At 70.1% G+C, this 26,693-nt stretch carries 18 protein-coding genes, 1 tRNA gene and 1 pseudogene; 9 read left to right on the top strand and 11 right to left on the bottom strand.

Annotated features, from left to right (window positions below):
• Positions 1 to 15: 15 nt before the first annotated feature.
• Positions 16 to 1,020 (top strand): annotated as a pseudogene (locus tag NV348_RS24300) (recombinase family protein); the annotation flags it as partial.
• Positions 1,021 to 1,717: 697 nt separating this feature from the next.
• On the opposite strand, the gene NV348_RS24305 reads toward NV348_RS24300, so the two are convergent.
• Positions 1,718 to 1,802, bottom strand: a tRNA-Leu gene (locus NV348_RS24305).
• A 371-nt stretch (positions 1,803 to 2,173) separates the two neighbouring features.
• Here NV348_RS24305 and NV348_RS24310 point away from each other — a divergent pair.
• Together NV348_RS24310 and acpS are read left to right on the top strand one after the other, a co-directional pair.
• The gene (locus tag NV348_RS24310; protein ID WP_447148896.1) at positions 2,174 to 11,518 is read left to right on the top strand and encodes a fatty acid synthase subunit beta domain-containing protein; all 9,345 of its coding nucleotides are present in this window, start codon (positions 2,174 to 2,176) and stop codon (positions 11,516 to 11,518) included.
• An 11-nt stretch (positions 11,519 to 11,529) separates the two neighbouring features.
• Entirely contained in the window at positions 11,530 to 11,958 is a 429-nt protein-coding gene (gene acpS, locus NV348_RS24315; RefSeq protein WP_218720884.1) for a holo-ACP synthase AcpS, read from the top strand.
• Positions 11,959 to 12,071: 113 nt separating this feature from the next.
• On the opposite strand, the gene NV348_RS24320 is transcribed toward acpS, so the two are convergent.
• Positions 12,072 to 12,710: a TetR/AcrR family transcriptional regulator gene (locus tag NV348_RS24320; RefSeq protein ID WP_447151131.1), complete on the bottom strand. Its 639-nt coding sequence runs from the start codon at positions 12,708 to 12,710 to the stop codon at positions 12,072 to 12,074.
• A gap of 313 nt (positions 12,711 to 13,023) precedes the next feature.
• Between NV348_RS24320 and NV348_RS24325 the strand changes: the two genes are divergently transcribed.
• A complete protein-coding gene (locus tag NV348_RS24325) occupies positions 13,024 to 14,259 on the top strand; it encodes a hypothetical protein (RefSeq protein ID WP_447148897.1) in 1,236 nt (411 codons plus the stop codon).
• A 79-nt stretch (positions 14,260 to 14,338) separates the two neighbouring features.
• On the opposite strand, the gene NV348_RS24330 is transcribed toward NV348_RS24325, so the two are convergent.
• Together NV348_RS24330 and NV348_RS24335 are read right to left on the bottom strand one after the other, a co-directional pair.
• The gene (locus NV348_RS24330) at positions 14,339 to 15,127 is read right to left on the bottom strand and encodes an ABC transporter permease (protein ID WP_447148898.1); all 789 of its coding nucleotides are present in this window, start codon (positions 15,125 to 15,127) and stop codon (positions 14,339 to 14,341) included.
• Positions 15,128 to 15,150: 23 nt separating this feature from the next.
• Entirely contained in the window at positions 15,151 to 16,110 is a 960-nt protein-coding gene (locus tag NV348_RS24335; protein WP_447148899.1) for an ABC transporter ATP-binding protein, read from the bottom strand.
• Positions 16,111 to 16,223: 113 nt separating this feature from the next.
• Between NV348_RS24335 and NV348_RS24340 the strand changes: the two genes are divergently transcribed.
• Positions 16,224 to 16,940, top strand: a complete 717-nt coding sequence (locus NV348_RS24340; RefSeq protein WP_447148900.1) for a TetR/AcrR family transcriptional regulator — start codon at positions 16,224 to 16,226, stop codon at positions 16,938 to 16,940.
• Here the strand turns inward: NV348_RS24340 and bcp are convergent, their stop codons facing one another.
• On the bottom strand, positions 16,941 to 17,414 hold the full coding sequence (gene bcp, locus NV348_RS24345) for a thioredoxin-dependent thiol peroxidase (protein WP_447148901.1): 474 nt from the start codon (positions 17,412 to 17,414) through the stop codon (positions 16,941 to 16,943). It lies immediately after the preceding gene.
• Between the two features lie 74 nt (positions 17,415 to 17,488).
• Between bcp and NV348_RS24350 the strand changes: the two genes are divergently transcribed.
• Entirely contained in the window at positions 17,489 to 17,722 is a 234-nt protein-coding gene (locus NV348_RS24350) for a DUF3618 domain-containing protein (protein WP_373291758.1), read from the top strand.
• A 68-nt stretch (positions 17,723 to 17,790) separates the two neighbouring features.
• Here NV348_RS24350 and NV348_RS24355 read toward each other — a convergent pair whose 3' ends face one another.
• Entirely contained in the window at positions 17,791 to 18,087 is a 297-nt protein-coding gene (locus NV348_RS24355) for an excalibur calcium-binding domain-containing protein (protein ID WP_218720877.1), read from the bottom strand.
• Between the two features lie 135 nt (positions 18,088 to 18,222).
• A complete protein-coding gene (locus tag NV348_RS24360) occupies positions 18,223 to 19,200 on the bottom strand; it encodes a pirin family protein (RefSeq protein WP_447148902.1) in 978 nt (325 codons plus the stop codon).
• 68 nt (positions 19,201 to 19,268) lie between these two features.
• On the opposite strand from NV348_RS24360, the gene NV348_RS24365 reads away from it, so the two are divergent.
• Together NV348_RS24365 and NV348_RS24370 are read left to right on the top strand one after the other, a co-directional pair.
• Positions 19,269 to 19,733, top strand: coding sequence for a MarR family winged helix-turn-helix transcriptional regulator (locus NV348_RS24365; RefSeq protein ID WP_447148903.1), 465 nt, complete (start codon positions 19,269 to 19,271; stop codon positions 19,731 to 19,733).
• A 64-nt stretch (positions 19,734 to 19,797) separates the two neighbouring features.
• Positions 19,798 to 20,589, top strand: coding sequence for a hypothetical protein (locus tag NV348_RS24370; protein WP_447148904.1), 792 nt, complete (start codon positions 19,798 to 19,800; stop codon positions 20,587 to 20,589).
• A 349-nt stretch (positions 20,590 to 20,938) separates the two neighbouring features.
• On the opposite strand, the gene NV348_RS24375 is transcribed toward NV348_RS24370, so the two are convergent.
• Positions 20,939 to 21,325 carry a cupin domain-containing protein gene (locus NV348_RS24375; protein WP_447148905.1) on the bottom strand — a complete coding sequence of 129 codons (387 nt, stop codon included), beginning with the start codon at positions 21,323 to 21,325 and terminating at the stop codon, positions 20,939 to 20,941.
• A 51-nt stretch (positions 21,326 to 21,376) separates the two neighbouring features.
• Here NV348_RS24375 and NV348_RS24380 point away from each other — a divergent pair, with 51 nt between their 5' ends.
• Positions 21,377 to 22,357: a GlxA family transcriptional regulator gene (locus NV348_RS24380; RefSeq protein ID WP_447148906.1), complete on the top strand. Its 981-nt coding sequence runs from the start codon at positions 21,377 to 21,379 to the stop codon at positions 22,355 to 22,357.
• A gap of 434 nt (positions 22,358 to 22,791) precedes the next feature.
• Here NV348_RS24380 and NV348_RS24385 read toward each other — a convergent pair whose 3' ends face one another.
• The 3 genes from NV348_RS24385 to NV348_RS24395 all read right to left on the bottom strand — a co-directional run bounded on the left by NV348_RS24385 (position 22,792) and on the right by NV348_RS24395 (position 26,649).
• Entirely contained in the window at positions 22,792 to 24,426 is a 1,635-nt protein-coding gene (locus NV348_RS24385) for a SulP family inorganic anion transporter (protein ID WP_447151132.1), read from the bottom strand.
• Between the two features lie 2 nt (positions 24,427 to 24,428).
• Positions 24,429 to 26,252, bottom strand: a complete 1,824-nt coding sequence (locus NV348_RS24390; RefSeq protein WP_447148907.1) for a phosphoenolpyruvate carboxykinase (GTP) — start codon at positions 26,250 to 26,252, stop codon at positions 24,429 to 24,431.
• 85 nt (positions 26,253 to 26,337) lie between these two features.
• Positions 26,338 to 26,649: an ArsR/SmtB family transcription factor gene (locus NV348_RS24395; RefSeq protein WP_447148908.1), complete on the bottom strand. Its 312-nt coding sequence runs from the start codon at positions 26,647 to 26,649 to the stop codon at positions 26,338 to 26,340.
• Between the last annotated feature and the right edge of the window lie 44 nt (positions 26,650 to 26,693).

A 26,693-nucleotide genomic window follows, 5' to 3' on the forward strand; every position in this document is an offset into this window, starting at 1 on the left:
CCAATTTATCCGGATATGGGCGCACCAGAACTGCTCAAAACAGCGGTATCCTATCCGCGCGTATCCACCAAGGAACAAGCAGAGAAGGACGGCGATCCGGACGGCTACTCCCTGCCTGCGCAGCGAGATGCCAACCGTCGCAAAGCCGCAACACTCGGCGCGGTCGTCGTCAAGGAGTTCATTGAACGCGGCGAGAGCGCCAAAACCGCCGATCGTCCCAAGCTTCAGGAGATGCTCGCCTACATCAAGGAGCACCGGGTCGATTACGTCATCGTCCACAAGGTCGACCGCTTGGCCCGCAACCGGGCCGACGATGTCGAAATCCACATGGCGATCAGGGCTGCTGGTGCCGAACTGGTCTCGGCAACCGAGAACATCGACGAAACACCCAGCGGCATGCTGCTGCACGGCATCCTCAGCTCCATTTCCGAGTTCTACTCGCGCAACCTTGCCACCGAGGTGCTCAAAGGCATGACCGAGAAGGCGCGCACGGGAGGCACGCCCAACCGCGCACCCCTCGGCTACCGCAACGTCGGCATGATCAACGCGCAAGGGGCCGAAATCCGCACGGTCGTTGTGGACCCTGAGCGTGGACCCCTGATCGCGTGGGCGTTCCAGGCATACGCCACGGGGGAGTGGACGCTCAAGAGCCTAGAGAAGGAGTTGGAAATCAGGGGTCTGACGACGAGGCCGACGCCGAAGCGTCCGTCCAAGTCGGTGGAGTACACCAAGCTGCAAGCAATCCTGCGCTCGCCGTACTACAAGGGCGAAGTCGTCTACCGTGGCGCGACACATCCCGGTCGGCACACTCCCTTGGTCGATCCGGTCACCTGGCAGCTCGTACAAGCCATGATGTCCTCACGGGTCAACGGAGAGAAGCAGCGCGAACACCCGCACTACCTCAAATCGACCGTGTTCTGTGGCGGCTGCCACAGCAGGCTCATCGTCACTCACGCCAAGAACCGGCATGGCACGGTCTATCCGTACTTCGTGTGCCTCGGTCGCCATCAGAAGAACAACGACTGCAAGCGGCAAGCGGTGCTGATCGAGCGCGTCGAAGAACTGGTCGAAGATGAATACAAGGTCGTCCAGCTCGCCCCTGAGCTGCGCGAACAGATCGAAGCCAGCCTGCGGGGTGAACTGGCAACCAGCCGCACGGCTGCGGATCGCGAAGCCCGAGAGCTGGACAAGCAGAAGAAGCGCCTGCTCGATGAGCGATCCAAGTTGCTCCAAGCCCACTACGCCGGCGCCATCCCGCTTGATCTCATGAAAGACGAACAGGACCGTATCGCCGAGCAGCTGGCCCGGATCGAGATTCGTCTGGAGGCCAGCCTGGTCAACATCGAGGTGGTGGAGAACAACCTGCGCACTGCGCTCAACTACGCCGGTAACTGCTATGCGGGCTACGTGGAAGCCAATCCCAGCGTCCGCCGTTTGTTCAATCAAGCGTTCTTCGAGAAGGTCTACCTCGAACAGGACCACGTTCGCTGTGAGCTGGCCGAACCGTTCAAGACGCTGCTCGGCGGTGAGCTGATCGCCGACGTCGCGGACCACTCCGAAGAGTCTGAGCTAGAAGAAGCCACGGGCATCGACTCAGCCGACCAACGGCTGGCGGCGGACGGAGTGGAGCTCATGGATCTCATACGAAGCGCCGCGCCTAGCAGGGCAGAAACCAACAAACCTGCACCAGTTGGTGCAGGTTTGAAAGGTGGTGCTTTGGTGCGCGAGAGGGGACTTGAACCCCTACGTCCGTGGACACCAGAACCTAAATCTGGCGCGTCTGCCAATTTCGCCACTCGCGCTGGATGTGTACGACCGTCCAAACTCTACCGGGCAAATCCGGCTTCGCGAAGCGTTCCGGCGGCGTGGCGTACTCGTCGGTAACACGACCTGGGATTATAACGATTCGATAAACCTCAACATGAGGGCCGCTCATGTTTGCGAAGCGAAGTAACAGGCTGGACCTGCGGTTTGAACATGAGGCGGAGTCATGTTTCAGAAAAAAATGGTACGAGCGTCCAGAAATACTCGGCGGTAGCTGCCGCCGGGGCGGGAAACGTGAGGCTTTCCTCATGATTTTGTGCGATCGTGGCTCCCAACAGGCCCGAGGGGCTGCCGGATACGTGTGCGTTCCGTCGGTGGGCGGAGCGCCAGGAGAAGGAAGTCGAGCGTCTTGACGATCAACGAGAGCACCGAGATGGGCACGGGGTCGACCGCGAAAGCTGGTGGTCGTGGCCAGACGTCGGGTGTCCGCGCGGCGCTGCTGGAGCAGCTGCGCGACGGGGCCGGGTACGCGTTGGCGTTCGGTGGGCAGGGTGCGCAGTGGCTGCGCGAGCTCGAGGAGATCGGGCGCGACAGCGCGCTCGAGTCCGAGCTGACCGCGCTGGTGCACGCGGCCGAGGCGCTGGTCGAGCCGGTTGCGGCGCAGTTGCTGGTGGTGCGCCCCGGTGGCTTCGACCCGATGGGCTGGATGCTGGAGAGCGAGCTGGACGAGCCGGATGAGCCGTCCTCGGCGCCGGCCGACGCGGTGCTGCGCTCGGCCGCGGTGTCGATGCCGGGCGTGCTGCTGGCCCAGCTCGCGGCCATCAAGGCGCTGCGGCTGCAGGGCCTGGACACGGCCGAGCACCCGCCGGTCGCGATCGTCGGGCACTCGCAGGGTCTGCTGGCCGCCGCCGCGGTCGAGGCCCGTGGTGAGCGTGACGCCGAGCTGCTGGCCATCGCCCAGTTCATCGGTGCCGCGGCCGGGCTGGTCGCGCGCAGGCGTGGGCTGATGCCGGTCGGCGAGCGTTCGCCGATGGTCGCGGTGTCCAATGTCGATCCGGAGCAGCTGCGGGCGATCGTCGCGGAGGTTGCCGAGGGTGTCGATCCCGCGATCGCCGCGGTGGTGTCGATCCGCAACGGCCGCAGGCGCGTCGTGCTGTCGGGCGCTCCCGCGCAGATCGATCGGGTGCGCGTGCAGTGCGCGCAGCTGCACGACGAGCAGACCCGCGAGCGGGAGAGCAAGGTGCGCGGTGGTGCGGTCTTCGCGCCCGTGTTCGAAGACATCTCCGTCGATGTCGCCTTCCACCACCCGGCGCTGGCCGAGACCGTCGACCTGGTCACCGGCTGGGCCAGGCAGTGCGAGCTCGACGCCGACCTCGCCGCCACCCTGACCCAGCAGGTACTGGTCGACCCGATCGACTGGGTCGCCACCGTCGACGGCGTCGTCGAGACGGGCGCGGAGTGGATTCTGGACCTCGGCCCCGGCGACCTGCTCTCGCGGATCACCGGCGGTTCGCTCAAGGGCACCGGCGTGGGCGTGATCGCCGCCGCCACCCGTCCGGGCCAGCGCAGCCTGCTCACCCCGGGCGCGGCGCCCGAGCCCGCCACCGCGTGGTCGGCCTTCGCGCCGAAGCCGGTGCGGCTGCCCAACGGACGCATCGTCGTCGAGACCGCGTTCACCAAGCTCACCGGCCGCTCGCCGATCCTGCTGGCCGGCATGACCCCCACCACGGTCGACGCCAAGATCGTCGCCGCCGCGGCCAACGCGGGCCACTGGGCCGAGCTGGCCGGTGGTGGTCAGGTCACCGAGCAGATCTTCGCCGACCGGATGACCGAGCTGCGTCAGCTGCTGCAGCCGGGTCGCGCGGTGCAGTTCAACTCGCTGTTCCTCGATCCCTACCTGTGGAAGCTGCAGCTGGGCGGCAAGCGCCTGGTGCAGAAGGCCCGCGCGGCCGGTGCGCCGCTGGACGGCGTGATCGTCACCGCGGGCATCCCCGAACTGGACGACGCCGTCGCGCTGATCGAGGAGCTGACCGAGGCGGGCATCAGCCACGTCGCGTTCAAGCCGGGCACCGTCGCCCAGATCCGTGCCGTGCTGCGCATCGCCGACGCCGTGCCGGACTACCCGGTGATCATGCACATCGAGGGCGGCAAGGCCGGCGGGCACCACTCCTGGGAAGACCTCGACGACCTGCTGCTGGCCACCTACGCCGAACTGCGCAACCGCGCCAATGTCGTGGTCTGCGTCGGCGGCGGCATCGGCACGCCCGAGCGGGCCACCGACTACCTGACCGGCACCTGGGCCACCGACCACGGCTACCCCGTGATGCCGCTGGACGGCGTCCTGGTCGGCACCGCCGCCATGGCCACCCTGGAGGCGACCACCGCCCCCGAGGTGAAGCAGCTGCTCGTCGACACCCCCGGCACCCCCGACTGGGTCGGTGCGGGCACCGCCAACGGCGGCATGGCCTCGGGCCGCAGCCAGCTCGGCGCCGACATCCACGAGATCGACAACGCCGCCTCGCGCACCGGCCGCCTGCTCGACGAGGTCGCCGGTGACGCCGAGGCCGTCGCCGCGCGTCGCGCCGAGATCATCGCGGCGCTCGACGCCACCGCCAAGCCGTACTTCGGTGACGTCGCCACCATGACCTACCAGCAGTGGCTGGAACGCTATGTCTCGCTGGCGGTCTCGAGCGAGGTTCCGATCTCCTTCGACTGCGGCAGCGACATCGGTGACGCGATCATCGACGCCACCCGCTCGGACTGGCTCGACATCAGCTGGCGCGACCGGTTCGCGGAGATGATGCGGCGCACCGAAGCCCGGCTGCACCCCGCCGACAGCGGTGAGATCGAGACCCTGTTCGCCGACGACGAGGCCTTCGAGCATCCGGTGCAGGCGCTGTGCGCGCTCAAGAAGCAGTACCCCTCGGTCGCCGAGACCGTGCTGCACCCCGCCGACGTGCCGTTCTTCGTCGCGCTGTGCAAGACCCCGGGCAAGCCGGTGAACTTCGTGCCCGTCGTCGACGCCGACGTGCGGCGCTGGTGGCGCTCGGATTCGCTGTGGCAGGCCCATGATCCGCGCTACTCGGCCGATCAGGTGTGCATCATCCCCGGCACCGTCGCGGTCGCCGGCATCACCCGCGTCGACGAGCCGGTCGGCGAGCTGCTCGACCGCTTCGAGCAGGACACCGCCTACAGCCTGGTGCGCGCCGGCATCGTGCCCGCGCCGGTCGACGCGCGTCGCGTCGCCGGTGTGGTGGCGGGCCCGCTCGACACCGTGCTCGCGGCTCCCGACGTGCAGTGGGCCGGGCGCACCACCGTCAACCCGGTGCACCGGCTCGGCGCCCAGAGCGAGTGGGTCGTGGAGCAGGGGAGCGCGGTGCATCAGGGCACCGGCGCGACGCTGACCGAGATCTCCGGTCCCGAAGCCGAATTCAGCTACGTCGAGCTGGCCGTGCCGCTGCTCGGCCGCGACGCCGTGAAGATCCGCATCACCGTGCCGGCGAGCGTCTACTCCGGCGGCGCGCCGGTGATCACCGAGGCCGATGCCGAGACCGCCATGTCGGCGCTGCTCGGCGTGGCCGCGGGCCAGTCGCTGCCCGAGGTGAAAGCCGGTGTGGCGCACCTCAACCTGGCCTGGATGCCGGATCTGATCGCCGATCACGCCGGGGTCACCGGTTCCGGTCTGCCCGCGACGCTGAGCACCCTCGGCCGCACCGCGCCCGACGTGCTCGTCGGCGCCTGCTGGCCCGCGGTCTTCGCGGTGCTCGGCGCGGCGCGCACCGGCAACGGTGGTTCGGTGATCGAGGGCATGCTGGACCTGGTCCACCTGGATCACCAGATCGAGCTGCTGAGCGAATTGCCCGCCGAGACCGGCATTCTCGTGGTGCGGGCCGAGAGCGGCGCGGTCGTCGACACCGACATGGGCCGGGTCGTCGAGGTGGCCGTGCAGGTCGGCCTGATCCTCGATCAGGGTCTCGAGCCTGCTCCGCTGGCGCGCCTGGTCGAGCGGTTCGCCATCCGTGGCCGCAACGGCGCGGGCGAGCTCACCGATCCGCCGCGCGCGGCCGGTGCGGTCTCCGCCGAGGCCACCGACACCCCGCGCCGTCGCCGCCGCGACGTGTCCATGACCGCGCCGCGGGCCATGCACGCCTTCGCCGCCGTCTCCGGTGACCACAACCCGATCCACACCTCCGACGCCGCGGCCAAGCTGGCCGGGCTGGGCAGCCCGATCGTGCACGGTATGTGGCTCTCGGCCGCCGCCCAGCACGCGGTTGTCGCGGTGGATCCCGAAAGCTCCGTTCCCGCACGCACTCTCACCGCCTGGACCACCCGGTTCCTCGGCATGGTCCGCCCCGGCGCGACCGTGGACGTGCGGGTGGAGCGGATCGCGGTGGACGCGGGCAGCGAGATCATCGAGGTCTCCTGCCGCGTCGACGGTGACCTGGTCATGACCGCGACCGGGCGCACCGCCGCCCCGAAGACCGTCTACGCCTTCCCGGGCCAGGGCATCCAGCGCAAGGGGATGGGCCTGGACGCGCTGACCCGCTCGAAGGCCGCCAAGCAGGTGTGGGAGCGTGCCGACGCGCACACCCGCGAAGCCCTAGGTTTCTCGATCCTGGCGGTGGTGCGCGACAACCCGACCTACCTCAAGGCGCGCGGTGTCGAGCACCGGCACCCGGACGGCGTGCTGCACCTGACCCAGTTCACCCAGGTCGCCATGGCGACCCTCGGCGTCGCCCAGGTCGCCGAGCTGCGTGAGGCCGGCGCCTTCGTCGAGGGCGCGATGCTGGCCGGTCACTCGGTCGGTGAGTACAACGCGCTCGCCGCCGTCGCCGGGGTGCTGCCGCTGGAGGCCGTGCTGGAGGTGGTATTCCAGCGTGGCTCGGCCATGCACGAGCTGGTGCCGCGTGATGCCCAGGGTCGCAGCGACTACCGGATGGCCGCCATCCGCCCGTCGCAGATCGGGCTGCCCGATGCCGAGGTCATCGACTTCGTCAACGGCATCGGCGAGGCGACCGGTGAGTTCCTCGAGGTCGTCAACCTGAACCTGCGCGGCTCGCAGTACGCCATCGCGGGCACGGTCGCCGGGCTCGAGGCGCTGGAGACCGAGATCGATCGTCGCCGTGAGGAATTCGGTGGCAAGCGGGCGTTCATCCTGGTGCCCGGCATCGACGTGCCGTTCCACTCCTCGGTGCTGCGCGACGGTGTGCCGGAGTTCCGGCACAAGCTCGAGCAGCTGCTGCCCGCCGAGGTGCACCCGGAGGTGCTCGTCGGCCGCTACATCCCGAACCTGGTGCCGCGTCCGTTCTCGCTGGACCGCGCGTTCCTCACCGAGATCGCCGAACTCGTGCCGTCCGAGCCGCTGGCCGCCGTGCTGGCCGACTTCGACAGCTGGGCCGAGCGTGACGCCGAACTGTGCCGCGTGGTGCTGATCGAGCTGCTGGCCTGGCAGTTCGCCAGCCCGGTGCGCTGGATCGAGACCCAGGACCTGCTGTTCACCGACGCCGCGCACGGCGGCCTCGGTGTGGAGCGGTTCGTCGAGATCGGCCTCGGTGCCACCCCGACGGTGGCCAACCTGGCCTCGCAGACGCTGAAGCTGCCCGCGTTCGGTGGGGCGACGGTCGAGGTGGTCAACGTCGAGCGCGACGCCGCGGTCGTCTACGCCACCGACACCGATCCCGCACCGGTCGACGACGACATCGAGGAGACCCCGGCCGAGGCGCCGGCGGCCGCTCCCGCCGCCGCGGCCGCACCGGTCGCCGCGGCGCCGGTCGCCACCGGCGGCCCGCGTCCCGACGACATCTCCTTCACCGCCGCCGACGCCACCCGCGTGCTCATCGCGCTGTGGACCAAGCTGCGGCTGGACCAGATCGGCCCGGTCGACACCATCGAAGGCCTCTGCGACGGCGTGTCCTCGCGCCGCAACCAGCTGCTGGTCGACCTCGGCTCCGAGCTCTCGCTCGGCGCCATCGACGGCGCGGCCGACGCCGACATGGGCGCCCTGTCCGCCACCGTCGAGCGCCTGGCCCGCACCTACAAGCCGTTCGGCACGGTGCTCACCGATGCCATCGGCGACCACCTGCGCAAGGTCTTCGGCCCCTCCGGCAAGCGGCCCGCCGCCATCGCCGACCGGGTCAAGAAGACCTGGGAGCTCGGTGACGGCTGGGCCAGCCACGTCACCGCCGAGGTCTCCCTCGGCACCCGCGAAGGCGCCAGCGTGCGCGGTGGCGACCTCGGCGGGCTCGTCGGCGGTGCGCTGTCCGACGCCGCTTCGGTCGACGCGGCCATCGACGCCGCCGTGCAGGCGGTGGCGGCGCGACGCGGTGTCGCGGTCTCGCTGCCCTCGGCGGGTGGCGCGTCCGGCGGCACCGTCGACGCGGCCGCGCTGGGTGAGTTCACCGAGCAGATCACCGGTCGCGACGGCGTGCTCGCCACCGCGGCCCGGGTCATCCTCGACCAGCTCGGCCTCAGCGAGCAGGTCAGCGCGCCCGAGGCCACCGAGGACACCCTCGTCGACCTGGTCTCGGCCGAACTCGGCACCGACTGGCCGCGACTGGTCGCGCCGGCGTTCGACGCCCGCAAGGCCGTCCTGATCGACGACCGCTGGGCCACCGCCCGCGAGGACCTCGCCAAGATGTGGCTCGGCGATGACGCCGCCACCGCGGAGCTGTCCATCGGCGGCTACGTCGGTGCCGGTGAAGCCGTTGCCGCGCAGGCGAACTGGTGGCGTCAGCGGGCCATGCACGAGGCCCGCTCGGTGCTGGCCGGGGTGTACGGGCAGATCGCGGAGGCCGCGCTCGACACCACCGAACCCGGTCTGTGGTCCGACGACATCGCTGTGATCACCGGCGCCAGCAAGGGCTCCATCGCGGCCGCGGTCACCGGCAAGCTGCTCTCGGGCGGGGCGACCGTGGTGGTCACCACCTCGCGCCTCGACGACGCGCGGCTGCGGTTCTACCGCGCGCTCTACCGCGACAACGCCCGCCACGGCGCGGCGCTGTGGGTCGTCCCCGCGAACATGGCCTCCTACCAGGACCTGGACGCGCTGATCGACTGGGTCGGCACCGAGCAGGTCGACAACGCTGGTGGCGCCAAGATCAAGATCAAGGACGCGATGACCCCGACGCTGCTGCTGCCGTTCGCGGCACCGCGTGTCGCCGGTGATCTCGCCGACGCCGGCGCCCGCGCCGAGATGGAGATGCGGGTCCTGCTCTGGTCGGTCGAGCGGCTGATCGGCGGCCTGTCCGCCCTCGGCGCCGACCACGACGTCGACGCGAAACTGCATGTGGTGCTGCCGGGTTCGCCCAACCGTGGCCTCTTCGGTGGCGACGGTGCCTACGGCGAGTCCAAGGCCGCGCTCGACGCGGTGGTCACCCGCTGGCGGGCCGAGAAGTCGTGGTCCGCGCGGGTCACCATGGTGCACGCGCTGATCGGCTGGGTGCGCGGCACCGGGCTGATGGGTCACAACGACCCGATGGTCGAGGCCGTCGAGCAGGCGGGCGTGCACACCTGGTCCACCGTCGAGATGGCCGACGAGCTGCTCAAGTGGTGCACCTCGCGGGCCCGTCAGGTCACCGAGACCGGACCGCAGCAGATCGACCTCACCGGTGGTCTGGCGCGCGCCAAGCTCGACCTGCCCGCGCTGGCCAAGCAGGCCCAGGAGGCCGCGGCCGCGAGCGAGGAGGAGGAGGCGATCACCGCCGCCACCATCGCCGCGCTGCCCGCGCCGCCCACCCTGAGCTCGGCGCTGCCGGTGCCGGAGTGGGGTGCGGTCACCGCCGACCTGGCCGACATGGTCGTCATCGTGGGTGCGGCCGAGCTCGGCCCGTACGGCTCCTCGCGCACCCGCTTCGAGATGGAGGTCGAGGACAAGCTCTCGGCCGCGGGCGTGCTCGAGCTGGCCTGGACCACCGGTCTGATCCGCTGGGAGAACGACCCGAAGCCGGGCTGGTACGACACCGAATCCGGGGACTTCGTGCCGGAATCGGAGCTGGCCGAGCGCTACCACGACACCGTCGTCGAGCGCTGCGGCGTGCGCCGCTACGAGGACGACGGCGCGATGCTCGACAACGCGGCGCCGCTGCTCACCTCGGTCTTCCTCGACCAGGACCTGAGCTTCACGGTCGCCAACGAGGCCGAGGCGCGTGCCTTCCACACCGCCGATCCCGAGCACACGGTGATCAGCCCGGTCGCCGACTCCGGCGACTGGACCGTCACCCGCAAGGCCGGCACCGAGATCCGGGTGCCGCGCAAGGCGAAGCTCTCGCGGGTGGTCGGTGGTCAGATCCCCACCGGCTGGGACCCCACGATCTGGGGCGTCTCGGCCGACATGGCCGCCTCGATCGACCGGGTCGCGCTGTGGAACATCGTCTGCACCGTCGACGCGTTCGTCGGCGCCGGCTTCAGCCCCGACGAGCTGATGAGCTGGGTGCACCCGAGCCTGGTGGCCAACACGCAGGGCACCGGCATGGGCGGTATGTCCTCGATGCGCTCGCTCTACGTCGACAACCTGCTCGGCGAGCCGCACCCGAACGACATCCTGCAGGAGGCGCTGCCCAACGTCGCGCTGGCACACGTGGTGCAGTCCTACGTCGGCAGCTACGGCGCCATGGTGCACCCGGTCGCGGCGTGCGCCACGGCGGCGGTGTCGGTGGAGGAAGCCGTCGACAAGATCCGGCTCGGCAAGGCCGAGGTCGTGGTCGCCGGTGGTTACGACGACCTCGGCATCGAGGGCATCGTCGGCTTCGGTGACATGTCGGCCACCGCGGACTCGGCGGCCATGCGGGCCAAGGGCATCAGCGACCGGTACTTCTCCCGCGCCAACGACCGCCGTCGCGGCGGGTTCGTGGAATCGCAGGGTGGCGGCACCGTGCTGCTGGCCCGCGGTGACGTGGCCGTGGAGATGGGTCTGCCGGTACTCGGCGTGCTCGCCTTCGCGCAGTCCTTCGCCGACGGCGTGCACACCTCCATCCCCGCGCCGGGGCTCGGCGCGCTGGGTGCCGGTCGTGGCGGCAGCGGCTCGCGACTGGCCGCCGAACTGCGCAAGCTCGGCGTCTCGCCCGACGACATCGCGGTGATCTCCAAGCACGACACCTCCACCGCCGCCAACGATCCCAACGAGTCGGAGCTGCACGAGCGGCTCGCCGGCGCGCTGGGCCGGACCGCGGGCGCGCCGATGTTCGTGGTCTCGCAGAAGAGCCTCACCGGTCACGCCAAGGGTGGCGCGGCGGCCTTCCAGCTCATCGGCCTGTGCCAGGTGCTGGAAAACGGTGTGGTGCCGCCGAACCGGAGCCTGGACTGTGTCGACGAGAAGATGCAGGCCTACCCGCACCTGGTGTGGGCGCGCGAACCCCTGCGCTTCGGTGACAAGTTCGCGCTCAAGGCCGGTCTGGTGACCTCGCTCGGCTTCGGCCACGTGTCGGGTCTGCTCGCGGTGGTCCATCCGCAGGCGTTCCTGGCCGCGATCGAGCCGGCGGCGCGGGCCGACTACCAGGAGCGGGCGCAGGCGCGTCAGCTCGCGGGCAGGCAGCGCTTCGCCGAGGCGATGTGCGGTGGCACCGCGCTGTACGAGAAGCCGGCGGATCGCCGCCTGGGCGCCGACGGCACCCCGGCCAAGCAGATCCGTCAGCTCGAGGCCGACATGCTGCTCTCGCCGGAGGCCCGGCTCGACAGCGAAGGCCTGTACCGGGCGAACGGATGGGGTTGCGGCGCAGGACAGCCCGGTTCCGCTCCGCAGCCGACCGAAGCGTCGTAAGCTGCCGCTTCGTGACGATTCTCGGTATCGGTTTGGACTTGGTGACCATCTCCGAGTTCGCCGAGCAGCTGCAACGGTCGGGGACGACGATGCTCAGGGAGAGCTTCACCGCTGGTGAACGCCGCTACTGCCAGAGCAAGCAGACGGACCCGGCCCGCAGTTTCGCCGCACGCTGGGCCGCGAAGGAGGCGGTGCTCAAGGCTTGGGCATCGTCTCGCTTCGCGCGCAGCCCGCAGATCGGGGACAACCCGTATCCGCTGATCGAGGTCGTGAACGACGCCTGGGGCAGGCCGAGCATCAAGCTGCACGGCCTGGCCGCGGAGTTCCTGCCCCGCGTGCGCGTGCACCTGTCGCTGACCCACGACGGCGACACCGCCGCGGCGATGGTGGTCCTGGAAGATCCAGGTGAACTGGCCGACCTGATCGAGGGTCGGCACTGACCGCGGCCCGCCGCAACAACTGATCTCGTCAGTACATCGGTAGCTCGCCGGGAACGCCCAGGACCCGGCGAGCTACCGCACCGTCGGTTCTGGTGGCCGACGTTCGCCGCCACCTAGCTGTCGGCCGCATCCCCGGGGTGGCGGTCATGGCGCGATTCCTTTTCCGCCACAAGCAGATACGCGACCATCAGCCGCTTGAGTTCGGCGACGGCGTCGGCGTTGGACTGCTCGTCCTGCACGGAGAAGTTCAGCATCGAGTAGACGACGTGCACGAGCACCTCGGCCATCATCGTGCGCCGGGCGCGCGGGGTGCGCGGGGTCAGTGGCCGCAGCATCTGCGAGACCACCTCGGCGAATTCCTTCTCGTGCAGCGCGCCCGTCGCCCGGGTGGAGGGGGTCGACTGCATGGCCAGCCACACCTCGCGCCGCGAGGGATCGGTGGTCCACAGGCCGGCCAGGTGGTCGACGAACTGGTTCATGTGCCGCAGCCAGTCCAGCGACGGCACCTCGCCGTGGAAATCGGCGAGTTCACGGGAAACCGCAACCAGGTCTTGCCGATTGAGCTCGCAGACGATCACGTACTTGTTGGCGAAGAACTGGTACAGGGTGCCGATCGGCACCTCGGCGCGCTGCGCGACCTCTTCACAGGTGAACGATTCGAAGCCGACCTCGACGAGCAGTTCGCGCGAGGACGCCAGCAGCGCGTCGAACTTGCGCTTGCTGCGCTCCTGGGTGGGCCGCTTGCGCGGCATGAGCTCCTGCGGGTCGTCCTGCAATTCCAGCGCAGGGTCCGGACGGCTCTGCTTGGACCGGGCCTGCGCGTGTACTTCCACCCATCCAGGCTAGCGGTATACACACATACTCGACACGCGTCTACCGACAGCGTGTCAACAACTGGGCGAGATTCCTCCCATCCATGCCGCAGCCGGTGACGAATCATCAGATGAGCGTGCGTGCATCCGCACGCTTATTCGCGGCGATCTCTCGTCGCAACCGACCTACCGCGAAGTGATGGGCCCCGTGCGGTCCCGTCCCGCATCGTTTCGCACAGGGAAGGCAAGACTTGTGGCTGCAGGATCTGTGATCACCCTCGGCGTCAGCACCGAGCGAGGCGCCGTGCATGCGGTGGCGTTCGCGGCGGCGGGCGCAACCCTCACCGACCGGATGCTGCTGCGGCGCACGGTGCGTGCGGGCGGGGACAGCAAGGCCGAGGTCGCTGTCGCGGTACAGACCGCGCTGGACTCGATGGCCGCCGAACTCGACGACGAGCACGAGATCGCCGGAGCGGCAGTGAGTTACCGCGATGCCGCCGAGCGGCGCGCGATCGTCACCCGGCTCGCGTCGACACCGTGGCGCACGGCCTCGCTGGTCTCGGCCAAGTCGGCGCATCTGTTCGTCGCGGGCGCGATGACCTGGCTCGACGAATTCGACAATCTGCTGGTCTACGAGGCCGTGCCGGGCCACCAGGCGATGACCCTGCTCGATCCGGGCAGGCACCGCGTGCTCGCCGCCTCCGCGCAGACCGGCGCGCCCACGCCCGACGCACTGCGTGCCGGTGTGTCGGCGGCCTGGGATCAGTTCGAGGCGGCCGGGGTGCGGCCGGGCGCGGTGGTGCTGGTCGGCTCCACCGCCGACGCGCCCGCGGTGCGCGAGGCGGCCGCCGGGTTCGGCGTGCCGGTGCTGCCGTGCCGACTCGCGCCGTTCGCCCCGGCCGCCGGTGCGGCGCTGGTCGCGCTCGGTGATTCGGTCGACGTGCCGGTTCCGGCGGCGCCGCACGCCAAGCGCGGGACTGCGTTGGTCGCGGCGGCCGCGAGTCTGCTGGCCGGTGGGCTGGTCGCGGGCGGTGCGTACGCGGTGATGAACGGGGGGCCGCAGGCGGTGGACAACACCGCGGTGTCCTCGGAGCCCGGTGCGGATCCGGTCGCGCCGGTCGTCCCCCAGGTGCCGGAGGCCGGTCCGGTCGCCGACACCGGCTCGGCCGACAGCGGCACCTCGGGCGGCGTGAATTCCGGCAGTGGGCTACAGGTGAGCCCGGGCGGTGAACCGACCGCCCACTCGCCCTACGACACCGTGTCGCCGAATCCTCAGCTGATCGACCCGGGACAGTTCCCGCTGGGCTATCCCACCCAGCTGTACGGCGACGCGCCGCAGGACGAACCGCTGCCGCTGGAACCCGCCGCGCCGGTCGTCCCGCAGACACCCGCCGCGGCGCCGACCCTGCCGGGCACGGGCATCCCGATGGGCATGCAGCCCGCCCAGGCTCCGGCGCCGGAGGGCCCGCGCTCGGCCTCGGCCGACTGATCCGCCCCGGACCACCGACAACTCCCGCGAGGGGCCGCGCGATACGTCGCGCGGCCCCTCGCTCGTTCCCCGCCGATCGTCAGGCGCTGGTTCGACGTCGGTACAACACGCCGGCGGCGAGATAGCCCGCGACGGCGATGCCCGCGCACCACAGCACGGCGAGCAGTGCGCTGTCGCCGATCGGGGTGCCCATCAGCAGGCCGCGCATGGTCTCGATCACCGGGGTCACCGGCTGGTGCTCGGCGAAGGTGTGCAACCAGGTCGGCATCGTCTCGGTCGGGACGAACGCACTGCTCACGTACGGCAGGAACATGAAGAAGAAGGTGAAGCCGTTGGCCGCCTCCGGATTCCGGGCGAGCAGGCCCAGCGCCGCGGCGAGCCACGACAGCGCGAAGACGAACATCGCGAGCACCGCGAGCGCGCCGAGCCAGCGCAGCGGGTCGGTGGTCGGCCGGAAGCCGATCACCACCGCCACCCCGATCACGACGGCGGAGGTGATCAGATTGCGCAGCACGCTCTCGGTCACATGCCCGGTGAGCACCGCCGACCTGGCGATGGCCATGGTGCGGAACCGGTCGATGATGCCCTCGGCGAGATCGGTCGACAGCGCGACCGCCGTGGTCGAGGCGCCGAAACCCGCGCACAGCAAAATGATTCCGGGCACCACGTAGTCGATGTAGGGGCCGGGGCCCGCGTCCATCGCGCCGCCGAAGACGTAGACGAACATCAGCAGGATCATCACCGGCAGCGCGATGGTCATGATCATCGTGTCGGGGGAGCGCACGGTGTGCCGGATATTGCGGTCCAGCATGGTGATCGAGTCCTGGGCGGTGTGCACGGCCCGCAGGGTGGGGGACTGGGTGGTCATGGTCGGTCTCGTTTCGTAAGGGCTCAGGCGGCCGACGCGGCCGGCTGAGCGCGGCCGGTCAGGGCGAAGAAGACGTCGTCGAGGTCGGGGGTGTGCACGCTGAGCTGGTCGATGGCGATGTCGAGCTCGGCGAAACGGTCGAGCAGCAGCTTGATCTCGACCGCGCTGCCATTCGAAGGCACCTGCAGGGTCAGTTGTTCGGGGTCGGCGTGGCCCGCCTGGTCGCCGACGGCGTGCGCGGCGGCCGCGAGCAGACGCTGGTCGGCGAAGCGGAACCGGATGTGCCCGCCGGGGACGAGCCGTTTGAGTTCCTCCGGCGTGCCGTCGGCGACGATGCGCCCGCCGTCGAGCACGGCGATCCGGTCGGCCAGCTGATCGGCTTCCTCCAGGTACTGCGTGGTGAGGAAGACGGTGGTGCCCTGGGCCGCGAGATCGCGGATCGCGGCCCAGAGGTCGCGGCGGCTGCGCGGGTCCAGGCCGGTGGTCGGTTCGTCCAGGAAAACCAGGCGCGGCCTGCCCATCAGGCTCATGGCGAGGTCGAGCCTGCGGCGCATGCCGCCGGAGTAGGCGGACACCGGCCGGTCGGCGGCGTCGGCCAGGTCGAAGCGATCGAGCAGGTCGGTGCCGCGACGCCGGGTCTCGGCGGTGCCAAGGTGCAGCAGCCTGCCGGTGAGCCGCAGGTTCTCCGCGCCGGTGAGGACGCTGTCGACGGCCGCGTACTGCCCGGTGACGCCGATCAGGCCGCGCACGGTGTCGGCCGCGCGCACGGCGTCGTGCCCGAAGACGCGCACGTCGCCGCGCTCGGGCCGCACGAGGGTGGCCAGGATGCGGACCAGGGTCGTCTTGCCCGCGCCGTTGGGCCCGAGCAGCGCGAAGACGGTGCCGGGCGCCACTTCGAGATCGAGGTCGTCGAGCACGACCTGCGCACCGAAGCTCTTGCGCAGCCGGTGGACCTCGAGGGCGGGCGATGGTTCTGGCGACATGAGTTCTCTCCGATCGAGAAACTGTTTATCTAATAAACATAGTTTATAGAGTAAGCAGTTAATGAGCGCAAGAGTGGCACCGCTAGAGTCGACGCGAGCGAGGAGGAGAGCGGATGACGGACGCGGCGTTACCGAAGGCGGTCGAGTTGATGTGGGGGCTGGAACAGCCCGGCACGCGCGGCCCCCGGCGCACGCTGACCCTCGACCAGATCCTGGACGCCGCCGTCGCGGTGGCCGACGCGGAGGGCTACGCGGCGTTGTCGATGGGCCGGGTGGCCAAGCAGCTCGGCTTCACGGCCATGTCGCTGTATCGCTATGTCGACAGCAAGAACACACTGGAGGACCTGCTGCTGGACCGGGTGGTCGGCGCGCCGCCGGTCATCGCGGCCGGGACGCCGTGGCGGGCCGGGCTCGAGCAGTGGGCCGGCGCGGAGTTCGAGCGGATCGGCAGGCACCCGTGGTGGGTGGACATCCCGCTGAACCGGCCGCCGCTCGGGCCCAACAACATGGCCTGGCTCGACGCGGGCCTGCGGCTGCTGAGCGAGACGGCGGTGCCGGAGCCGGTCAAGCTCCAGTTGGTGATGAACCTGTCGATGTTCGTGGTGGGCAAGCGGCGGGCCGTGCGCGACCTGCAGGCGGAGGAGGACGGCGACTTCGCCTCGGTACTGGCTCGGGTGCTCGACCCGCAGCGCTTTCCCTCGGTGTCGGCCGCGCTGTCCGCCTCCGCCTTCGACGCCGACGATATCGACTGGAGCAAAGCCGATTTCGAGTTCGGCCTGGCGCGCCTGCTGGACGGCTACGAGGTGTTCATCCGCACCTACGGCGACTAGCTACACCGACAGGTCGCGGCGCAGCTTGGCAACGTGGCCGGTGGCGCGGACGTTGTACTGGGCGAGTTCGATCTTGCCCTGCTCGTCGACGAGGAAGGTCGAGCGGATGACGCCGGTGACGGTCTTGCCGTACATCATCTTCTCGCCGAACGCCCCCCACTCCTTCAGCACGTCGCGCTCGGGGTCGGACAGCAGCGGGAAGGTCAGGCCCTCGTTGTCGCGGAACTTGGCCAGCTTGGCCGGCTTGTCCGGTGAGATGCCGACGACCTCGATGCCCGCGCCGCCGAGTTCGGCCAGATTGTCGCGGAAATCGCAGGCCTGCTTGGTGCAGCCGGGGGTGCTGGCGGCCGGGTAGAAGTAGACGATCACCTTGCGGCCGCGGTAGTCCGACAGCGACACGTCCTTGCCGTCGGCGTCGGGCAGCGTGAAATCGGGAGCGGTGTCTCCGGGGGAGAGGCGATGGTTGTCGGTCACCACCGCACGGTAACCGACCGGGTGCGGCGAACGCATGGATAGACTCGTCGGCGAGCAGCAGACACATATTGGAGGTGACGGTGGCCAAGGACGACACCGACCGGATCGAGCGCGAGATCGAGATCGCGCGCGCCCGGTTGGCGACGACGCTCGACGAACTGGCGGTGCGCGCCGATCCACAGCGGATCGCGGACGACACCAAGGCGATCGTGGTCGCCAAGTTGAACGAGCCGAAGGTCAAATACACGCTGATCGGCGCAGGTGCCCTGGTGGCAGGCCTGGTCCTGGTCAAGATCTTCCGCCGCTGACGCAGCGGGCGAAACAACAACACCCGATGTGGCCGAGCCACATCGGGTGTTGTTGTTCGAGCGCAGGATTACTGCGTGGGGCAGGCCAGCCCGTCACCGTCGGGGTCGAGGTGGGGGGAGTAGCCCGCTTCGCCGCGGAACAGCGGGGCGCGCCCGGCCGCGATCGCGTCGTCGCAGCTGCGGAAGGCGCCACCGGCCGAGCCGGACTGGACCAGGTTGGCCGAGCCGGTCGCGCCGAGGAGCGAGTCGAAGCTGGAGGAGCCGGTGCCCGCGGAACCCGACACCACATCGGCGTGGGCGGCGGGGACGGCGAGCAGGGTCAGACCTGCGGCGGCGAGGCTCACGGTGAGCCGGCGAACGTTCATGAATTCCTCGATGTCTGCTGCGGTTCGGTTGTGGGCCCGGACACTTGGCACCCCGGGCGGCCCCGTCAACCTTCGTGACGGGGCGTCCGGTTGTCAACCGCGTGGCGTCTGCACATCGTCTACAACCGTGACCATCTACTCGCCCAGACGTCGTCCGGTCAGGTGTTCGGCGGGGATGGTGCCCATCCGGCCCGCCTGGAAATCCTCCATGGCCTCGATGATTTCCTCCCGGGTGTTCATGACGAACGGCCCGTACTGGATCACCGGTTCGCGCAGCGGCATTCCGCCGAGCAGCAGGACCTCGAGATCGCCGGTGCTGCTGTGCTGGGTGCGGTCGGCGGTCAGCGTGATGGCGTCGCCCTTGCCGAAGACCACCAGTTGGCCGGCGCTGATCGGCCTGCGATCGACGCCGACGGTGCCGCTGCCGGACAGCACGTAGGCCATCGCGGTGTAGTCCTTGGGCCACGGCGTCGCGAGCTGCGCGCCGGGCACCAGCGAGGCGTGCGCGTAGGCGATCGGGGTGTAGGTGGAACCGGGACCGGCGAAGCCGGCGAGCTCACCGGCGATGACGCGCACGAGCGCACCGCCGTCGTGCGAGCTGACCAGGGTCAGTTCGCTCGCGCGCAGGTCCTGGTAGCGCGGAGTGGCGAACTTGTTCGCCCGGGGGAGGTTGACCCACAGCTGGATGCCGTGGAAGGTGCCACCGGAGATGACGAGCTTCTCCTCGGGCAGTTCGTCGTGCAGCATGCCGGAGCCCGCGGTCATCCACTGCGTGTCGCCCTCGCTGATGACGCCGCCGCCACCCTGCGAGTCGTGGTGGACCATGGTGCCGTCGAGCATGTAGGTGACGGTCTCGAAGCCGCGGTGCGGATGCCAGGGCGCGCCCTTGGCCTCGTAGGGCTCGTAGGCGACGGGGCCCATCTGGTCGAGCAGGATGAACGGGTCGGCCGAGCGCAGATCGATACTGGGGAACGGGCGGGTCACCTCGAAGCCCGCGCCTTCCTGCTGGCGCGCGGCGGTGACGATCTGGCGGACGGGTCGCTGGGTCTCGGTGACATCGGGTCGGGGCAGCCGGGGCAGCACCATGATGTCGTCGACGGTGATTGCGGGCATGGGATGCGCCTCCTGGTCCGTTCGTGCTTTGTTTCCATGTCAACCAAATGGGTTCTAGGATCATTCCCGTGACTCGATGGTTGACCGCGGAAGAGCAGCAGACCTGGCAAGCCTATATCCGCATGCGTCAGCGCTTGGACGCGGCGATCACGGCCGGGCTGGCCGAGCACGGGCTGTCGATGGCCGACTACGAGCTGATGGTGCCGCTGTCGGCCACGCCGAACGGCTGCATGCGGGCCAAGGAACTGGCGGGCGAGGTGTGCTGGGACAAGTCCCGGCTGTCCAAGCAGCTGGCGCGGATGGCGGCGCGCGGGCTCGTCGACCGCAGGCCCGCCGAGGACGATGCCCGCGGGATCGTCGTCTCGCTGACCGAGGAGGGCCGCGCGGTACTCGGCCGGGCCGCGCCCGAGCACGTCGAGCTGGTGCGCGATGTGTTCGTCGACCGGCTGACCGAGCGGGAGAGCAACGCGCTGCGGTCGCTGTCGGCGAAGGTAGTCGGGGCCAGCGACGACCGAACAGCTGTGCCCGGTTAACGAATTCGCGCATCCGGCCGATGCACAGTCGAGGGTCGGAGCTCGTCGAATCAAGGGGGTGGCCATGGCTGTCGTTCGAGCAGGAGTCGCCGGTGCGGCGCTGATCGTCGTCCTCGCCGGGTGTTCGTCGTCGCCGGACACCGCGACGCCGACCCAGGCCACCCCGCAACCCGCGACGTCCGGTGTGCCGACCCAGGCCACCGGGCAACCGGAGCCGCCGGGCCCGACGAGCGGCCCCGGAACGCCGGTCACCTCGGGCCAGGTCACGCTCGCCCCGTCCGGCCCGGCGACCAGCGTCGTCTCGGTCGTCGCGGTGACCGCCGCCGGTGAGCCCGCTGACGGCTTCACCATCGTCAGCCCCGATCCGTACGGCGCGCTGGACTGCACATACGCCGAGCCGAGCCGCTCGGGGAACACCCCCGGGATCTACTCCGGCTGCGGCGCCTCCGCCGACTCGGCCGATGTCTGCTGGGCCCCGCCCGGCAACACCACCCTGCTCTGCGCCGGCGATCCCTGGCAGCGCACCCTGCGCCGCTACACGGTGACACCGCAGCTCGGCGCGGTCGGCCGCACCGAGTCGCCCGAACCGTGGGCGCTGGAACTGGCCGACGGCAGGCACTGCCGCATCCGCGTCGGCGGCGCCTGGGGCGGACGCTCCGACGGCCTGGTCGGCGCGTACTCCTGCGATGGCGGCCACGACGTGGTGCTACAGCCCGCGAACGCGCGCACCGCGGTCGATACGTCGTCGAGCACCTGGACGGTGCGGGTCGGCCCGCTCGGTTCGGGCAATCCCGACTTCCCGCCCCCGCCGGACGTCGCGGTGCGCACGGCGTATTTCGCCGCGACCGCGGGCTGACCACGGCGCCACCGCCCGTCGGCCGAGCCGGCCATCGATGGCTGACGACGGTGCCACCGCCCGTCGGCCGTGGTCGCCCATCCTGGACCCGCTGTGCCAGGTCCGGCGCCCGGTGCGCCGAAGGCGGCCCGGAATGCCCCGGTTCAAGTGGGTGAGGCTCCGGCAGTGCCGGTGATGTGGCCGCGAACACGCCAGGTCGCGCCGGTGCGAGTGTGCTCGGGTCGTCGGGCGAGGAAGGTCCCGGTTCAAGCGTGCGCGGTGCTGGCCGGGCTGGTGATGTGGCCGCGATCGTGTGTCGGGTCGCGCCGGTGCGAGTGTGCTCGGGTCGTCGGGCGAGGGAGGTCGCGGCTCAGGCGAGCGCGGTGCCGGTCGTGGCGGTGATGTGGTCAGGGACCTCGCCCGAGTGATCACCGGTCGTCAAGGTGCCGGTGGGTTCGAACAGCAGCAGTGTCGCGCCCTCGGCGGAGGACGGGCGGTGGTCGGCACCGCGCGGGACGACGTAGGTGTCGTTGCGGTGCAAGGTGACTCGCCGGTCCGGGGAGCGCAGGTCGATGTCGAGGGTGCCGTCGAGGACGAGGAAGAACTCGTCGGTGTCGTGGTGGGCGTGCCAGAGATGCTCGCCGCGTACCTTGGCCAGGCGCACATCCCAGTCGTTCACGCGGGCCAGGATGCGCGGGCTCCACAGGGTGTCGAAGGTGGCGAGCGCGGCGTCGATATTCGTCGGTCGATCGGTCATGCCTCATCGTCGCGGTTGCGGCACGGACCCGAACAGTGCGATGAATGACGCATGTCGCAAGATTTCTCGCAGCCGGGCCTGCACCGGATCGCGGCGCTCGTCGACGAGGGGTCCAACCCGTTCGAGCTCGCCTGCATGACCGAGGTGTTCGGGATCGACCGGCCCGAGATCGGCGGCCTGCTCTACGACTTCCGGCTCTGCGCGCATCGACGCGAGGTACCGATGCGGCAGAACTTCTTCACCATGACCGGCCTGGCCGGGCTGACCCTGCTCGATGCCGCCGACACTGTGATCGTCCCGAACCGCCCGGACACCGGAACTCCGCGTCATCCGGCGGTGCTCGCGGCGATCGCCCGCGCGCATGCCAGGGGCGCCCGCCTGGTCGGCATGTGCAGCGGGGCGTTCACCCTCGCCGAAGCCGGAGTGCTGACCGGCCGCACCGTCACCCTGCACTGGCAGTGGGCCGCCGAGTTCCGGAGCCGCTTCCCCGGCACCGAGGTCGACGATGCCGTGCTGTTCATCGACGACGGTGACATCCTCACCTCGGCGGGCAGCGCGGCGGCCCTCGACCTGGCCCTGTACCTGGTCGGGCGGGACCACGGCGCCGAGATCGCTACCGCGGTCGCCCGCCGCCTGGTCTTCGCCGCGCATCGCCGCGGCGGCCAGCGTCAGTTCATCGACCGTCCGGTGCCTCGCGACCCCGGCCCGGCACTGGCCCCGACGCTGGAGTGGGCCGAACACCATGCGACCGAACCGATCACGGTCACCGACCTCGCGGCCCACGCCTGTGTCAGCGTGGCCACCCTGCACCGCCGCTTCCGCGCCGAACTCGGCTGCACCCCACTGTCCTGGCTCACCGCCCGCCGACTCGACCACGCCCGCCGCCTCCTCGAAGCGACCGACCTCTCGATCGAACGGGTCGCCACCGCGAGCGGGCTGGGCACCACGGTGAATCTGCGCACCCACCTCGCCACCGCCACCGGCCTCACTCCGACCGCCTACCGCAGAAAGTTCCGCACCCGTTCCGAGTGATCCGCGAGTTCAGCTGCGGCACAGCCGGATCAGTACCCATCGGCTCGGACAAGCCGCTGGACGAGCAGATCACCATCGGGCGCACGTCCACCGTCACGACGCTGGGCAGCGGGCCTCGGCCGCGTTGGCAGACCTCGGCCGCGTCAGCGGGTGGACCTCGGCCGCGCTGGCGGGTGGACGTTGGCCGCGGCGGCTGGCAGACCTTGGCCGCGTCGGGCGGCAGACCTCGGCTGCGTCGGGCGGCAGACCTCGGCTGCGTCGGCCGGTGGATCTCAGCCGCGTCGGCCGGTAGACCTCAGCCGCGCTGCCGACCGGTGTGCCGGTGAACGTCACAGGCACGCGGTGGGCGAAGTGCCCCAGCTGTCCGGCACGGTGCATACCGCGGGCTCACCACGGCACCGAGTGACAGGGCGGCGGCCGGATGCCGCTCGCGCTCACTGGGGTCGGTGGGTGGGCAGGAAACGGCGGGCGTAGGTGATGGCGGCGCCGGTATCGGGGAAGACGGCGTCGTCGCCGCCGGTGGGCAGGGCGCCCATGGCGGCCAGGCGGGCGCGGTGGTCTTCGCGCAGGCCGGACATGAGGACGGTGATGTGGCGGTGCTGGAGTTTGGTGACGGCGTCGGCGAGCACCAGCGCGCCGGTGGTGTCGAGAGCGGTGACGCGCGACATCCGCAGGATCACCACCTTCACATCGGCGACCTCGGACAGCTCCAGCAGGAAGCGATGCGCGGCGGCGAAGAACAGCGGGCCATCGATGCGGTAGGCGACTATGTGGTCGCGCAGCAGGTCGTGTTCCTCGCCGAGGTGATCGGATTCGTCGAGCGGCACCTGCTGCATGCTCGCCTCGCGCGCGACCGCGCGTACCGCGAGCACCAGCGCGATACCGATACCGATCACCACCGCGGTGACCAGGTCGAACGCCACCGTCACGACGAAGGTGAGCGCCATGACGATCGCATCGCCCCGGGACGCGCGGGCGATCGCGGCCAGTGAGGCCGCTTCCACCATCCGCACCGTGGTCGCCAGCAGGACACCGGCCAGCGCCGCGATCGGGATGTCGGCGACCGGCCCGGACGCCAAATAGACGATCGCGGCCAGCACCACCGCGTGGAAGAGAGCGGCCATCCGTGTTCGCGCACCCGAGCGCACATTGACCGCGGTCCGGGCGATGGCACCGGTCGCGGGCACGCCGCCGAACAGTGGCGCGGCGATATTGGCCAGGCCCTGCCCGAACAGTTCGCGATCGGGATTGTGCCGGGTGCCCACCGCCATGGCGTCGGCCGCGGTGGCCGACAGCAGCGATTCGAGGGCGGCGAGCGCGGCCACCGCCAGTGCGGGCAGCAGCAAGCCGGACATCGCGCCCCACTCGACGAAGTCGAGGGACGGTGCGGGCAGCCCGGCCGGGATCGCCCCGATCCGGGTGAGGTCGAGCTCGAACACGCTCGCGACGATCGTCGCCGCCACGACGGCGACGAGCGCGAACGGCAGCTTCGGCAGGTACCGGCCACCGATCAGGATCACCGCGGCGACGAGCAGTGCCGTCACCGGCGCGGTCGCGTCCGGATGCTCGACGAAGCGGCGCACGGCATCGAAGGCCGACTGCCAGACCTTCTCGCCCTCGGCTCCGGACACCCCCAGCGCGCCCGGAACCTGCTGCAGCGCGATCACGACCGCGATGCCCGCGGTAAACCCCTCGATCACCGGAGCGGGCATGAACCGCACCGCCCGGCCGACACCGGCGAAGGCCAGCGCCACCAGCAGCACGCCCGCCATCAGGCCGACGGTCAGTACCCCGGACGCGCCGTGCTCGTGCACGATCGGCACCAGCACGACGGTCATCGCGCCGGTCGGCCCCGACACCTGGAAGCGCGAGCCGCCGAACACCGCGGCCAGGACGCCGGCCACGATCGCCGTCGCGAGACCGGCGGCGGCACCGAGCCCGGAACTGATGCCGAATCCCAGCGCCAGCGGCAGAGCCACCAGCGCCACGATCAGCCCCGCCATCAGATCCGTGCCCGGCGCCCGGAAGGCGGGCTTCCACTCCGACCAGGTCGGCAGCAGTGCCCGCATGGTCATCGGTTGCTCACCAACCGTAACTTCAGCGCGGCGAGCTGCTCGCGCAGCGCATCCGGTAGCCGGTTGCCGCCGATGCCCGCGAACCACTCGTCGATGGAACGGGTTTCGGTCACCCACTCCGCGGTGTCGACGGCCAGTGCACGCTCGACCAGCGCGCGGTCGGCGTCGTCGAGGCCGGACAGGTCCAGCGCGTCGGCGGTGGGAACGTAGCCGATCGGCGTCCACTCGGCGTCGGCGGTGCCGTCGAGGCGTTCCAGCGCCCACTTCAGCACGCGCACGTTGTCGCCGAAGCCGGGCCACAGGAATGTGCCGTCGGCATCGCGCCGGAACCAGTTGACCTGGAAGATCTTCGGCAACTTCGCCGGATCGGCCTGTGCGCCTAGCCGCAGCCAGTGCGCGAAGTAGTCACCCACGTGGTAACCGAGGAACGGCAGCATCGCCATCGGATCGCGGCGCACGACACCGACCGCGCCGGTCGCCGCGGCGGTGGTCTCCGAGGACAGCACCGAGGCGGTGAACACACCGTGCGCCCAGTCGAAGGTTTCCGCCACCAGGGGGACCGTGCTCGCGCGGCGGCCGCCGAAGAAGATCGCCGAGATCGGCACTCCGGTGGGATCGTTCCACTCCGGCGCGACCGAAGGGCACTGTTCGATCGGCGTGCAGTAGCGCGAATTCGGGTGCGCGGCGGGGGTTCCGGATTCGGGTGTCCAGTCGTTGCCGCGCCAGTCGGTGAGGTGGGCGGGCGGCTGCTTCGTCAGCCCCTCCCACCACACGTCGCCCTGATCGGTGAGCGCGGTGTTGGTGAAGATGGAGTTGCCGCGGTCGATGGTGGCGATCGCGTTGGGGTTGGTGCGTGCGCCGGTGCCGGGCGCGACGCCGAAGAACCCGGCCTCCGGGTTCACCGCGTACAGTCGGCCGTCGGCGCCGAAGCGCATCCAGGCGATGTCGTCGCCGATGGTCTCGGCCTGCCAGCCGGGCAGCGCGGGTTCCAGCATCGCCAGATTGGTCTTGCCGCACGAGGACGGGAACGCCGCGGCGACATAGTGTGTCCGGCCCTGCGGCGAGGTGAGCTTGAGGATGAGCATGTGCTCGGCCAGCCAGCCCTCGTCACGTCCGATGACCGAGGCGATCCGCAGCGCGAAGCACTTCTTGCCCAGCAGTGCGTTGCCGCCGTAGCCGGATCCGTAGCTCCAGATGGTGCGCGATTCGGGGAAGTGCGCGATGTATTTGGTGTTGTCGCACGGCCACGGCACGTCGGCCTGGCCCACACCCAGCGGTGCGCCGACCGAATGCAGGCATCGCACGAATTCGGTATCGCCGGTGAGCTTTTCCCAGACCGGGGTGCCCGAGCGGGTCATGACCTGCATCGACACCGCGACATACGGCGAGTCGGTGATCTGCACGCCGAACTTCGGTTCGGCGGCGTCGAGCGGGCCCATGCAGAAGGCGATCACGTACATCGTGCGGCCCGTCATCGCGCCGCGGTAGTGCTCGGTCATGACGGTGCGCATGTCGATCGGATCGACCCAGTTGTTGGTCGGGCCCGCGTCGGCGGCGTCGGCGGAGCAGATGAAGGTCCGGTCCTCGACGCGGGCGACGTCGTCGGGGTCGGAGACGCACCAGAACGAGTTGGGCTTGCCGGTGAGCCGGACGAAGGTGCCCTTCTCGACGAGTTCTCCGGTCAGCTGATCCCACTCGGTCCGGGACCCGTCGCACCAGACGATGCGGTCGGGCGTGGTCAGCGCGGCGATCTCGTCGACCCAGGACAGGATGGCCGGATGGTCGGTCGGAACCGTCGTCGGCGCGGAACTCGCGGTCACGGATGTTCTCCTTGTCAACTTGCTAGGTGTCTAGTTTAGAAAGTATGCAATCAGAGTGTAGGGGTCGAGCGGTGGGCGGAAAGGTTCAGGCCAGGGTGGACTCGGGGTTCTCGAGGAGTTCCGCCTGCCCGGCGACGACGCCGGTCAGGATCGCGCGAGCCACGATCAGCAGCTCCTTCACGCGCGGCGAGGTGAGTTCGTAGGTCACCGAGAGACCCTCGCGTCGCGCGGTCACCAAGCCCGCCCGGCGCAGGATGGCCAGCTGCTGAGACAGGTTCGCTGCCTCCACGCCGACCTCGAGCAGCATCTCCGAGACCGCGTATTCGCGCTCGCTGAGCAGCTCCAATACCCGGATACGGACCGGATGGCCGAGGGTTTTGAAGAAGTCGGCCTTCATTTGGTAAAGCGGTCTGCTCAGTCCTGGCACCGTGGTCAACCCCG

It is taken from the genome of Nocardia fodinahabitans (genome assembly GCF_052983615.1).